The sequence below is a fragment of the Paenibacillus sp. 10L310 genome (assembly GCF_056395745.1).
Genome location: NZ_JBFTKC010000003.1, coordinates 326,616 through 341,704, shown reverse-complemented (window position 1 = coordinate 341,704; position 15,089 = coordinate 326,616). Strand labels below are relative to the sequence as shown.

The following is a 15,089-nucleotide window of genomic DNA, read 5'->3' as shown; positions in this document are numbered from 1 at the left end:
TTGGTTTAAAACAGATCAATTTATATTTTTACAAAAGGATTCTAATCAAACCATAACATCTAAGTGAAGGAGAGAATCGAAATGGCCATTCTATCAACCGGACCTATCGAGAATAATGCCGTCAGTGATGTACGGCCAACACAACAAGTTACCGTTAAAATTGATAACAGGAATTCTCTGGATGGATCCGTTGTTTTGATACAAGGGTATAATCTGACCTCTACGAGGACTTTATATGTCAGCGAGCAGATTTCAATTGATCCGGATCAGGTAGTGACAAGAACTTATTTTGCCAATCTTGATGCATTTGAATTTGTCTTTACAGTTGAAGGTGTAGCTATAGAGCAGACAGAGATTTCCGTGTGGGGCAAAACCGAAAACGGCCAGCTTGTTGCTGCACATCGATTAGTTTCTTCCGAACTTGAAATAGAGGGGGATAATACGTCAGTCAACCGCATATATGTAGCCAATTTTAATAGTAACGATGTTTCCGTCATTAATGGTGATACGAATACGGTCATTGCTACCATTCCTGTGGGGACGAATCCTGCAGGGATTGATGTCAATCCATTAACGAGTCGTATATATGTCGCAAACAGAAGCAGTAATACCATTTCCGTCATTAATGGTGTAACCAACGCGGTAATTGCTTCTATTCCGGTTGGGAATGAGTCAGGGGACGTAGGGGTCAATATAGCAACCAATGCCGTTTATACGGCAAATTTTAATTCATTGGATACAACTGAAGATGTAACCGTTATTGATGGATTAACCAACACGGTGATTGATGCGATCACTATTCCTGGACTCAATTTTTTAACGGGTATAGGCGTCAATTCCTTAACCAATCGGATCTATGCAGTTAATTTTAATTCTGATACTGTCTCTGTAATCGATGGAGTAACCAATACAGTGATTGCTACAATCCCCGTTCAGGTCAATCCATTCCGTATAGGTGTCAATCCAGCCACCAACCGTATTTATGTATCGAATTTTACCAGTAATACGGTTTCCGTTATTGATGGATTGACGAATTCCGTCATTGATACCATTCCAGTCGGCGTTACGCCAGCTGAAGTAGCGGTTAATACCTCCACAAATGCCATTTACGTACCCAATCGAGACACGGATAATGTTTCAGTAATTAGTGGATTAACAAATACCGTGATTACTACTGTTCCGGTCGGGAATAATCCAAACGGAGCGGGCGCCAATCCGTTAACTAATCGAGTTTATATAAGCAATCAAGATGACAATACCATTTCTGTGATCGATGGCGAAACAAATACGGTGATTGCTACTATTCCGGTGGGGGCACGTCCGTTCGCAGTAGGTGTAAATCCGTAGAAAGGTGAGGGGATTTGGATGAAAGAAGTTATAACGGCATCAGACTTAATGGAGCAGCTGATCACCATGAACAAAGAAAATTCTGTATGCCAAGTTAGGATTCTAGGTAAGGAGAATCGTGAGTCTTGAATGATCAGATCAGAATGGAACAGGCATCTCCTCAATGGGGGTGTCTATTTGCATTAAGGAGCCCAAAAAGAATGACGAATTTTTTTCCGTTAATAGAAATAGATGCCCCTCCTTTTGACTTTGTTATTGCATAACTCCTAATGAAAGTTTAATATAAATTTTGCAAACAAGGAATTTATTGGTTTTCGTTTGTCGAAGTGCATGAAATATAAAGTTGATACATGGAGGATGCTGGATGAGTAATGTAGCTCTGTTGTTTCCTGGACAAGGTTCTCAGATGGTTGGGATGGGTAGAGACTTTTGGAATAACTTCGATGTGGCTAAGAAGTTATTTGAAGAAGCCAGTGATGCCATTTCTTTCGATTTGAGAAAGTTATGTTTTGAAGGTAGCATGGCTGATTTGACAATGACGATGAACGCTCAGCCTGCACTTTTGACTGTTAGTGTCATAGCATATCAGGTGTATATGCAAGAAATAGGGATGGAACCCGCTTATTTGGCTGGGCATAGTTTGGGAGAATATTCGGCTCTGGTATGCGCAGGTGTTCTCTCATTTCATGACGCCATTAAACTGGTAAGACAACGAGGTATCATTATGCACAATGCAGACCCGGATCAGAAAGGTACCATGGCAGCCATTTCAGGTGTTCATTTAGATTCACTTCAAAACATATGCGAACAAGTTTCCACGATCGGACGTCCTGCTTGTGTGGCTTGTATGAACGCTGACCAGCAGTTTGTCATTTCGGGACATCGGCACTCTATACAAGAAATTATTAAAAGGACAGAAACCCTGGGAACGAAACAATCTTATATCAATGTAAGTGGTCCCTATCATTCTCCCATGATGCAAACCGCAGCAGAACAATTCAAAGTTGAATTGGATCAATATCAATATGCCCATGCAAAATACCCGGTTATTTCCAACGTTACAGCAGCACCCTATGAGTCTGATCGATCTGTCGTGGATTATTTAACCATGCAGATGACGATGCCTGTAAGATGGTCAGAGTCTATGCTCTATCTGGTTGCAAATGGGGTTACTGAAGTTATAGAGTTGGGTTCTAAACATGTGTTAGTTAGTCTTATGAGTAAAATAACGAAGCGTATTGTACCTTACTCGCTAAGTCAGCCTTCCGATTTACTAATGCTTACAAATACACAAGAAAGGAAAAATAAACGCTTAACAATTCGTAAAAAGTTGTTATCAGAACTTATAGTAACCGCACTCATTTCACGGAATTATAACCCTGATTCGATATCATACACCCAAACGGTTGAGCCATTGTTTCACCAATTACAACGGGCAAAGGAACAAGTAAACAACAATGAATATGAACTTAGTGAAGAAGAGATAAATGATGCTCTACAGGTATGTCATTCCATTATTATAGCAAAAAATATTCCATTGGATGGAACCGCGTTGATTGATGCAATCTAGTACTCGATCTGTGCTTTTGCAAGATCTATATTACAGCAACAGACTGCCTTTTTATAAGGTAGTCTTTTTGTCCTTTAATGCATCTGAACTTGTTGAAGCTTCAGATATTTGGTAATAAATATGTCAATAACCCACAAATCAATCTCTATTTTTTACCATATAGTAACAATAAACTGATTGATTTTACATATATTTCTATGGTAAAATTTTGCTTGAAATATGTGTAAATAATTAGATAAGCATGTTAGAGATGATTCATTTGGAGGAGAGATATGTATACTAATCAGTTTCAAACACTAGTGGATATTATCCGCGACAGAGGTAAAATAACCGACCGCGGTATTCGTTTTATCGATGCGGACAAACGTGAAACTTTTATATCTTATCATCAATTATTTACTGAGGCACAAGGGTATTTAGGTTATCTACAAGCCATCGGAATTAAACCTAAACAAGAGATTATTTTTCAGATTCAAGAAAACAAACGGTTTTTAGTCGCATTCTGGGCTTGTATACTCGGTGGAATGATCCCTATCCCTGTAAGTATTGGTGAAGATGAAGAACAAAACTTGAAAGTATGCCGTATTTGGAATTTGCTAAATAACCCTTTCATGATTGCATCTGAGAAGGTGCTGGATAAAATGAAGAGATTTGTTTTGGAACATGACATGCTTGATTTCCATCATCAATTAGAAGTCAGAACGGATCTGATCCAAGACACCATATATCATTATGAATCTATTAATAATATAGTTGAACCTCAGTCTGATGACTTGGCATTTATTCAATTTTCTTCTGGATCAACCGGTGATCCCAAAGGCGTTATGCTCACCCATCGAAACCTGATTTATAATACTTGTGCTGCTATTAATGGCACACAAATTAGTTCAAACGATAGTTTTCTCTCCTGGATGCCCCTTACCCATGATATGGGTTTGATTGGATTTCATCTCGTACCCCTCGTGGCAGGAATTCATCAGTACTTGCTCCCAACGGAATTATTTATTCGCAAACCGATTCTATGGATGAAAAAAGTAAATGAACACAAAGCAACCATACTGTCTTCTCCTAACTTTGGTTATAAATACTTCCTGAATTTCTTTCGCGAAGACAAAGCGGAGGGATGGGATCTGTCATCTGTCAGAGTCATTTATAATGGGGCGGAACCTATATTACCCGAAGTGTGTGATGAATTCCTAAATGTATTGTCAGCATATCAATTAAAGAAAACAGCCATGTTTACCGTATATGGATTAGCAGAGGCCTCTGTTGCCGTCTCCTTTCCCAAGGTAGAAGAAGAGTTTACTGCGGTGTACGTTCACCGGGATCATCTGAACTTAGGGGAGCGTGTCATCGAAGTCAAGAAACATGCTGAACATGTGGCATCATTTGTTGCCGTTGGCGAAGCAATTGATTATTGCCATGTTAGAATTTGCGATGAGGAAATGAACAGTGTTCCCGATTTGGTTATTGGAAAAATTCAAATCAAGGGGGATAACGTCACCCAAGGTTATTATAATAATTCACTAGCAACGGAGAAGTTATTAACGCACGACGGATGGGTGAATACAGGAGATCTGGGTTTTATCATGAACGGAAAACTGGTTGTAACAGGGCGGGAAAAAGACATTATCTTTATCAATGGTAAAAATGTATATCCCCATGACATTGAACGTGTCGCCATACAATTAGATGATATTGAACTCGGAAGAGTTGCTGCTTGTGGTGTGTATGATTCGAATAGTCAAAGTGAAGAAATTATTGTGTTTGTCGTGTACAAAAAAAAGATCGAACACTTCTTGACGCTTGTTAAAGAAATCAAAAGACATCTATATAAACATGGGGGATGGAGTGTCAAAGAGGTACTGCCCATCAAAAAATTACCCAAAACAACAAGTGGGAAAATCCAGCGGTATCAGTTAGCCAAGCAGTATGAAGCAGGCAAATTCTCAACAGAATTTGCATTCATCCATGACTGGATCAAGAATGACAATGACAAGGCAAAGGGAAAGGCTGCTGTTTCGGTTCGAGTCATAGAACATGAATTAACTTCACTATTTTCTGAAGTGCTGGTTGGGAAAAAGGTTGAACTTGAGGATAGCTATTTTGATATGGGTGCAACTTCATTACAGCTGGCCCAAATCGCTGAACGTATAGAACAAAAATACGGAGAAGAGCTTGCTGTTACGGACCTCTTTACCTATCCCTCGATAACTGAATTGGCAGCATATCTGGCTAGAGGCTACAGCGAGACCATGCAAGTCAACAAAACTCAAGAGGATCATACGCCATCCAAAGATATTGCTATTATCGGTATGGCTTTGAATCTCCCTGGTGCATCAAATGCAAGCGATTTTTGGCGTGTTTTGGAAAATGGAACGCATAACATTCGGGACTACCCGGAAAGTCGGATAAAAGACGCAGCGGATTATATACAATCCATGCGAAGTGAAATGAGCGAAGTTCAATGGATCAAGGGTGGTTACTTGGATCAGATTGATCAATTCGACTATTCTTTCTTTGGCATAACCCCAAAAACTGCACAATTTATGGACCCGAATCAAAGGATATTCTTGCAAACGGCATGGCATACGATTGAAGACGCTGGGTATGCAGGGGAAGGAATCAATGGAAGAAATGTGGGCGTGTACGTGGGGTATTCCAAAGTTGGGTATGATTACGAACGGCTCGTGACGGCGAGTTACCCCGCAGAACTCAAAAATTATATCATTGGAAATTTACCATCTGTACTGGCGAGCAGAATTGCATATTTCTTGAATTTAAAAGGCCCGGCCTTAACGATTGATACCGCTTGTTCCTCCTCACTTGTTGCTGTTCACATGGCATGTAAAGGATTGCTCGCTGGAGACTGTGAAATGGCAATCGCAGGCGGCATTCGAACGGCATTATTACCGATAAGTATCGGACTGGATATGGAATCTCCAGATGCATTGACGAGAACGTTTAGCGAAGATGCCAACGGCACGGGATTTGGCGAAGGTGTTGGGTCGGTCATGTTGAAGCCAATGCAGCAAGCGATTAAGGACGGGGATCATATCTATGGTGTGATTAAGGGAAGTGCGATTAATCAGGATGGAAAGACGGTAGGAATCACAGCACCTAACCCGGAGTCACAGACCAATGTGATCGAACAGGCATGGAAAGAAGCCGGCATTTCTCCTGATACGCTTAACTTTATTGAAGCACATGGAACAGGAACAAAATTAGGTGATCCGGTTGAGTTCAATGCTTTGCGTAAAGCTTTTGAGAAATATACGGATCGGAAACAATTTTGTGCAATCGGATCTGCCAAAGCTAACATTGGACATGGTTTTGAAGCGGCGGGGATCGCTGGATTAATTAAATCTATTCTTATGTTTCAACATAGAAAGATTCCACCATTGGTTCACTTTGACAAGCCTAATCCCCTGCTTAAGTTTGAAGCTTCACCTTTTTATGTGAATCAGGAACTAATGGCTTTTGGTGAAAAAGAGGGTCCATTACGATGCGGGGTTAGTTCTTTTGGTTTCAGTGGTACCAATGCGCATGTGGTTCTCGAAGAATATGTTCCTTCCCCAACCGTAGATAAAAGAATGTCCCAAGAGCCTCATCTATTTGTTCTGTCTGCTGCCACGGAACGGGCGCTGGATGAATTGGTCAGAACGTATCATGAATATCTAACCGATCACACGGATGTTTTCATTCAACAAATCTGTTATACAGCCAGTACGGGAAGGGCCAATCTGGATTATCGGCTTGCCATCATAGTCACGAGTACACAAGAATTACATGAAAAATTGAAACGAATTGCAAGCGGAGAGGGTAAACTGCCATATGTTTATTTTGGTTATGCCAAAAAAGACAAAACGCTTGTTAGCGATCATCTCTATGCTCGGGGAAAGGCAGAATCTTTAAATGAACTCGGTCAGTTATTTACACTGGGGTCAGTGATTGATTGGGAAAGGTTTTATAATCATGAAGTCATTCGGAAAATTCCATTGCCTCTATATCCATTTGAGCAGAAGCGGTGTTGGATTGAAGTCAAACATACGATACCAGCGGGACATAGGTCAGAGAGGAATGAGGTTCAAATGGAGATGAATACAAACGATATTGAATTAAAGATTAAAACAAGCATCAGTCGTGCATCTGGTTTGAAGTTGGAAGAGCTGGATCATCAAGCTCATTTTCTCCAAATGGGACTGGATTCCATCATTCTTGTGCAGATTCAGAAGGAGATCTCAGAGCTGTTCCGTTTGGATATCCCGATGGAAATGTTTTTTGAAACCCTTACAAATATTAATTCCTTAGTTAAGTATGTGTCAGAGAATATAAAACAACATGATGTATCTGAGAACATAAAGAATGAAACCGATCAGGAGCGTACTGAACAACGAAATCTGGCATCTGTGAACAATATAAACACGGCAAAATCATCAGGGAATGTCTCGGAGCAAATTGTGATGTCTGCCATTCAGCTCATGGAGTCCCAATTAAAAAGTTTGAATGTGCTGTTAGGCGAGCAAGTGAATACAATTCAATCCCCGCTTCCGGAAATGAAACATCATGAAACCAAACCAACCAAAGAGATCCAACCCAATTCGGAATCAAAGGAAGCTAAACCTTTTATACCGTATCAATCGTTGAAGATTCATGAAGAGAGCGGATTATCACCGCTTCAGAACCAGTATGTTGAACAGTTTGTAACAAAGTATACCGCAAGAACCAAAGGCTCCAAATTAAAAACAGGCCAAACACGTTTGGTTCATGCGAATAATCGCAATGTATCTGGATTTCGCTCGTATTGGAAGGAAATGGTGTATCCCATTATTTCAACTCGTGCAGAGGGAGCTAAGTTATGGGATCTGGATGGGAATGAGTATTTGGATCTGACGATGGGATTTGGTGTAAATCTATTTGGTCATAATCCAGCTTTTATTCAAAATGTAATAGCAGACAGCCTCCAGGAACAATTGCCTCCATTGGGCCCTATGTCAGATTTGGCAGGAGATGTTGCAACAAAAATTTCCGAGTTGACAGGTGTAGAGCGTGTCGCATTTTATAATTCAGGAACAGAAGCTGTTATGGTTGCACTTCGTTTAGCGAGGGCAGCAACAGGGCGTTCCAAAGTTGTATTATTTTCTGGATCATACCATGGTACACATGATGGGGTGTTGGGTGTAGCGAATCCTGGGGATGCTTTATCGTCTGCGCTGCCTATGGCTCCTGGTATTGTAAATAGCGCTATGGATGATTTGATTATTCTTAATTATAACCATCCGCAATCACTGGATATGATTCAGAACCTGGGTGATGAATTGGCTGCTGTGCTTGTAGAGCCGGTGCAAAGTCGAAGACCTGATATGCAGCCAACACAATTCTTACGGGAACTTAGAGAAATAACAAATCAAACTGGGACTGCACTTATTTTTGATGAAGTCATCACTGGATTTAGAATTGGTCTGGGTGGAGCACAGGATTGGTTTGGGGTTCAAGCAGATCTGGTTACGTATGGAAAAGTGGTCGGTGGCGGGTTGCCTATTGGCATAGTCGCGGGTAAAGCTGAATTTATGAATCCGGTAGATGGTGGAACCTGGAACTTTGGTGATGATTCTTACCCTTCCGACGCAGATAAGAAAACGTTTGTCGGTGGAACCTTCTGTACACACCCTCTTACGATGAGAGTGATGTTAACGGTACTGCAGTATCTTCAATCCGAAGCAGGAACTTTATATAAGGAATTAAATGAAAAAACAGATTATCTTGTAAAAGAATTAAATGCGTTTTTCAAAACAGCGAATGTACCGATGCAAATGGTGAACTATGGATCTTTATTTCGATTTATATCATTTGGAGATATGGAATTATTCTTCTACCATTTAATTTATAAAGGTTTATATATTTGGGAAGGCCGTAACTGTTTTATATCAACTGTGCATTCCATGGGTGACATGGATACGATAATCAGAATCGTGAAAGAGACGATCCATGAACTACGCGAGTGGGGGTTTATCCCTGGTGAATCGCCTGTTTCGGAATATCCGCTCTCTTTAGAGCAAAAACAATTATTGTTAACTTCATTACATGGGGAAAATGCGAATGCTGCATTAAATCAGAGTGTTATTTTAAAAATGACAGGTGGAATAAAACCTTCCACACTGGATCAGGCCGTGAATCAAATCGCACAGCGTCATGAAGCTCTGAGAACAGTCATTCATGCCGATCGTGAAACACAACAAATCATATCCGAAATGGAACTTCGATGTACATGGTTGGATTTCTCAGCATATGCGGGTGAGGATCAAGAACGGGAAATTTCCAATTGGTTATCTGCCGATGCAAATGAAGCCTTCGATTTACAGTCTGGGGAACCTCTATTTAGAATCACCTTGCTTAAAAAGGCAACTGATCAATACCTTATGGTGCTGACATTTCATCATATTGTTGTAGATGGCTGGTCGATTGCAGTATTCATTCAAGAGTTGGAACATACCTATTCTGCTCTGGTCCGAGGAGTTCCGGTTCAATTACCTGAAGCCACTCCATTCCGAGCGTATTTAAGCTGGCAACGACTTGAACATGAAAAAGGCTCATTTACCGAAGGAGTCCAGTTCTGGAAAGAACAATTTTCCTTATCCTATCCCAACATTACACTTCCAACGGCACCGTCCGATGATGTGCCCAAGGGATATGACGGTGAAAGATATTCCATCAAGCTGGATCATCAATTAACAGAGTCTTTGCGAACGTTAAGCATCAATAATAAGAGCAGTTTGTTTGTAACGATGTTTGCAGCGTTTCATTTATATTTGCATCAACTAACAGGGCAGTCTCACCTTGTCATCGGCGTGCCTACAGCGGGTCAGTCTCATATGCGAAAAAATGCGCTCATTGGCAACTGTGTCAACATTGTGCCTGTTCATCATGCCTTGTTAACGAAGCAATCCGTTGTAGACCATGTCCTTGAGCTCAAGGAAACGCTGGCTCTAGTCATGAAGCATCAGCATGTTCCATTGACCCTCGTATCCGAACAGCTTGCTCATATGCCTGCACCGGATACCCGGATTTTATTCAATATGGACAGAACGATTCATCATCTCCAATTTGAAAATATCAAGACTGGATTCATGTCGTATCCGATCAAACATATTTCTTACGATTTATTTCTTAATATTACGGATGTTAGCCATGAATTGTACCTGGATTTTGATTACAATACCGAGCTTATTGGACCTGAGATGATGAAATTGTGGTCTGAAGGATTTAAGGGTTTGCTGCAAAAAATGGTGAGTCATCCAGAGGCTGAAATTTCGTCTTTGACGTTGTTCTCATCCGAGCAACAGGACCAATTACAGGAAATATATAATCGGTTTGTTACGGAGCGTCTTCCTCACGTTAATCATGCAGCCATATTCGAGTCTCCAGTCAATGACGTGGAGAAAAAGCTGGCTTTGATCTGGGAGGACGTATTATCCCTCGATCAAGTGGGGAGACATGATCACTTTTTTGATCTCGGAGGTAACTCGCTCAAGGCGACAGTAATGCTATCCAAGGTACATGAGCAGTTTCAACATAAAATTTCAATCGTTCAATTCTTCCAAAATCAACGTCTGAAGCAGCTGGCCAGTCTGATTACAGGCGAGAACGAGGAAACATTCATTCCGATTAAGGCATTGGACGTCAAGGAATTCTATGAGACATCATCTGCACAACAGCGGATCTACTTTTTGGATCAATTTGAGCCGAATAGTGTGTTTCAGAACATGTGCGGCCATATTACGGTCACAGGAAATATCGATGAAGCTAAATTGATTTCGTCATTGGAACAAATCGTGCACCGTCACGAAGCTTTTCGCACCAGTTTCCATCTGATGGATGGAGAGCTTTACCAGCGTATTGCTCCAACGATTGATTTTGAAGTGAAACGATCTCAGGGAAGCTCTGCTTCATTCGAACAACATGTTAAGGCGTTTGCCAAACCATTTGATTGCTCCAAAGCGCCATTAATACGTGCCGAATTCATTCGTGTAAACGATGACCATGCAGAGATTCTCATCGAGATGCATCATATTATATCGGACGGTTATTCCGTTGGCATTCTTGCGAATGAATTGATTGATGCGTATGACGGAAGAAGCATGTCGGAAATTGAGATTGAATACAAAGACTTTACAGCTTGGCAGAAAGAATTTCTGGCGGGGGAGTCTTATAAGCAGCAAGAAAAATATTGGCTGGATCAATTCAAAGGAGAACTCCCGAACCTTAATCTGCCTACTGATTTTGTTCGGACACCTCATTTGACTTCGGCAGGTTCAAGATTGTCATTTGTGTTGGACGCACACTTGAAGCAGTCGCTGGAGAAGCTTGCGAAACAAACGGGAACTACGATGTTTATGGTGTTACTGGCAGCGTATAATGTGCTGCTTCATCAATACACAGCACAAGAAGACATGATTGTAGGTACGCCAACATCAGGAAGAAACCATCCGGATGTCGAGAATATGATAGGTGTCTTTATCCAGACGGTAGCAATTCGATCACAGCCGGTGGGAAATAAGTCGTTTCGATCCTATCTCGAGGAAATTAAAAAACAATCCCTGGATGCATTGGATAACCAGGACTATCTTTTTGACAACCTTGTAGAGAAATTAAACACGCATCGGGATACAACCGGGACAGCACTTTTCAATACGATGTATATCTTCTTAAATACCGCGTTGAATCAACGGCAAGAACAGGATTGCAGCTTTAAAGTTAGAGAATTAAATGTCGGTGTATCGTTGTATGATCTGATGTTCATCGTTGAGGATGATAACGAGTGTCTGGAAATGCACTTTAATTACAAGACGGAGCTGTTTGAACGGGATACCATCGACAGAATGAAAACACATCTGTTCAACATCCTCAGAGACATTGTGATCGAACCTGATATTGCCTTGTCCGATATTCAAATGCTGTCTGAACATGAGCAGGACGTTCTTTTATATGACTTTAATGATACCAACATAGAATATTCCCGGGATCAGACCATACAGGAGTTATTCGAAGCACAGGTGGAACGGACACCTGATCAATTGGCTGTTAGTTTTGGAAATGAGCGATGGACGTATCGTCAATTGAATGAACGGGCGAATCAGTTGGCATATACGCTTAGAGCTGAGGGAGTGCAGCAGGATCAATTTGTAGGTATTCTGACAGATCGTTCGATTGATATGATCGTTGGCATCTTTGGCATTCTAAAAGCAGGCGGGGCGTATGTACCGATTGATCCGGATTCTCCTGAAGAGCGTATCCGGTACATCCTGCATGATTCGGGGACAACGTTGTTAGTCACGCAGGAGCATTTGAAGCAGTTGGTATCGTTCAATGGAAAAATGATTGATTTGGACGATGAAGAAACCTATGTAGCTAATCTGTCGAATCTGGAACCAGCGGGGAATTCCGAACAGTTGGCTTATATGATCTATACTTCAGGCACAACAGGCATGCCAAAAGGTGTAATGATCGAACATCGTCAGGTTCATCACTTGGTTAAAGCGTTGTACAGTCAAGTTATAGATGATCAGCTTAGCGGTTTGCATGTCGCTTTACTTGCGCCTTACTATTTCGACGCATCTGTGAAGCAGATTTTTGGCGCACTGCTGTCAGGACATGCTTTGTTTATTGTAGACAAGGACACGGTACTGGATGGACAAGATTTAATGAATTATTATCAGCACCACCAGATTGATTTGACGGACGGAACACCTGCGCACCTGAAATTGCTATCGAAGGCAAAAAACGTTCAAGGCATATCGCTAAAATATATGCTCATTGGCGGTGAAGCTCTTTCTCAGCAAAGTGTAAATGATATCACATCATTATTTGCTCTCAATCATATAACGCCTCCAACCATAGTTAATGTGTACGGTCCAACAGAATGTTGTGTGGATGTTGCGACATACCGTGTACTTCCAGAACACCTGGATACAGCGAATCAACGAGCTCACCTACCGATTGGTCGAACATTAGGAAATAACCGCCTGTATGTATTGAACAAACATGGCAAAGTTCAGCCTGTAGGCGTCGTAGGGGAATTATGTATCTCTGGTGATGGGGTTGGTAGAGGATACTTGAATTTACCTGAGCTGACAGCAGAAAAATTTGTACGTGATCCGTTTGTCCAGGGAGCGACAATGTACAAAACGGGAGATTTGGTGAGATGGCTTCCCGATGGCCATATCGAGTATCTGGGAAGAATGGATCACCAAATTAAAATTCGCGGATATCGGATCGAAGTAGGAGAAGTAGAAGCAGCACTGTTAGATCTAGAGTATGTGAAAGAAGTTATCGTCGTTGCACATGAGGATGATCACGGGGACAAATCATTATGTGCATACTTTACAGCGGATTCCACGCTGACGGTGGGAGAGTTAAAACAAAGCCTCTCTATGGTGTTGCCGAATTACATGGTACCAGCCTACTTTATACAATTGGATCACATGCCTCTGACATCGAACGGGAAAATCGATCGCAAATCGCTTCCGAGTCCAGAAGAAAACATACAAACGGGAAGTGAATATATAGAACCCCGAACTGGGGTGGAAAAACAGTTGCTGCCTATTTGGCAGGATGTGCTTGCCGTGAAAAAAATCAGTGTAAAAGACAGTTTTTTTGATGTAGGAGGCAACTCTTTACGTGCGACCAAGCTGGCCGCCAAAATCAATCAAAAGCTGAATATCCACATATCGGTAAGAAACGTCTTTGAATGGCAGACCATTGAACAGATGGCTCAATCTATTGAACAAATGGAACAGGAAGTATCAGTTTCCATTCCTCAAGTGGAGGAAAAAGAATATTATCCTATTTCTTCGGCGCAAATGAGAATGTACATTATGAGCATCAAAGCTGGCAAGGAACTCATGTACAACATGTCAGGTATGTTTATGTTGGAAGGATGGCTTGATCGGACCAGATTGGAAGAAGCATTCCAACAATTGATTCATCGTCATGAATCGCTTCGGACTGGATTCAAAGTCATACACGGAGAACCGAAACAGATCGTATACCCTAAAGTTAACTTTGGAATTGAATTGATCGAGTCAACGGAAGTAGAGATCGAAGATCGAATTGAACAGTTTGTTCGCACATTTGATCTCGGGCAAGCACCTCTTATGAGGGTGGGACTTATTGAACTTCACCAGGAGCGTCATGTATTGCTGGTAGATCTCCACCACATCATTGCAGACGGACTATCCGTGCATCTTCTGATGACTGAACTTAGCCAGTTCTATAAGGGAGAGGAGCTGTCTCCTCTTCGAATTCAATATAAGGACTATGCTGAATGGCAGCAAATGCAACTTCATAGTGAGCGGATGAAAAAGCAGGAGAAGTATTGGCTTACTGTGTTTGGTGAAAGTATCCCGCTATTGGATCTGCCAACAGACTATGAAAGACCTGAAACCCTAAGTTATGCGGGAGATGTATTGGACATTGTTTTGGAGGAAGACATCCTTCCAGGCTTAAGGAACATGGAAGCTCTGACAGGAACAACGTTATATATGATTCTATTAGCAGCCTATACCATTCTGTTGTCTAAATACAGCGGACAAGAAGATATCATCGTGGGCACGCCGATTGCAGGAAGGACACATGCTGAGCTTGAGCCGGTTATGGGGATGTTTGTGAATACACTGGCTATTCGAAATTATCCTGCGGGGGATAAAACTTTTACGCAGTATCTGCTGGAAGTGAAAGAAAATATGTTGAACGCATATGAGAATCAGGATTATCCGTTTGAGGAATTGATCGAGAAAGTGAATATAACCAAAGATGCTCGGCGGAATCCGTTGTTTGACACCATGTTTGTATTGCAGAATACAGATGCTTCAGAGATTCAGATGGATGGAGTAACCTGTAAGCCTTATGCACCAAACACGAGAGTATCCAAATTCGATTTAACGTTGTATGTTACCGAATTGCAACACAAGTTAGAAGTGGCCTTTGAATACAGTACGATTTTATTTGAGAAAACAACGATTGAAGCGATGTCACAAAATCTGTTGGTCATATTAACAACCATTGCCAAAGACCCTCATATTGAAATCAACAAGATTCAATTGGTTGAAGAATTAATAGATGGGGATACGCTGGCTGATCTAATTGAAGTAGATTTCTAAAATAACTAAAAATA

3 protein-coding genes are annotated in these 15,089 nt (G+C 41.3%); all 3 read left to right on the top strand.

Features of this window, described 5'->3' with window-relative positions; genetic code table 11:
• Positions 1–81 precede the first annotated feature (81 nt).
• Positions 82–1,347 (top strand): YncE family protein, encoded by a 1,266-nt coding sequence (locus AC1DE7_RS10555; protein WP_477534336.1) that lies wholly within the window; start codon positions 82–84, stop codon positions 1,345–1,347.
• A 364-nt stretch (positions 1,348–1,711) separates the two neighbouring features.
• On the top strand, positions 1,712–2,917 hold the full coding sequence (gene fabD, locus AC1DE7_RS10550) for an ACP S-malonyltransferase (protein ID WP_477534335.1): 1,206 nt from the start codon (positions 1,712–1,714) through the stop codon (positions 2,915–2,917).
• Between the two features lie 272 nt (positions 2,918–3,189).
• A complete protein-coding gene (locus AC1DE7_RS10545) occupies positions 3,190–15,075 on the top strand; it encodes an amino acid adenylation domain-containing protein (RefSeq protein WP_477534334.1) in 11,886 nt (3,961 codons plus the stop codon).
• Positions 15,076–15,089: the final 14 nt, after the last annotated feature.

What these genes read in the sequence shown, in the direction of transcription:
- AC1DE7_RS10555 (WP_477534336.1), top strand. Translation starts at nt 82, where the DNA reads ATGGCCATTCTATCAACCGGACCTATCGAGAATAATGCCGTCAGTGAT.
- fabD (WP_477534335.1), top strand. Translation starts at nt 1,712, where the DNA reads ATGAGTAATGTAGCTCTGTTGTTTCCTGGACAAGGTTCTCAGATGGTT.
- AC1DE7_RS10545 (WP_477534334.1), top strand. Translation starts at nt 3,190, where the DNA reads ATGTATACTAATCAGTTTCAAACACTAGTGGATATTATCCGCGACAGA.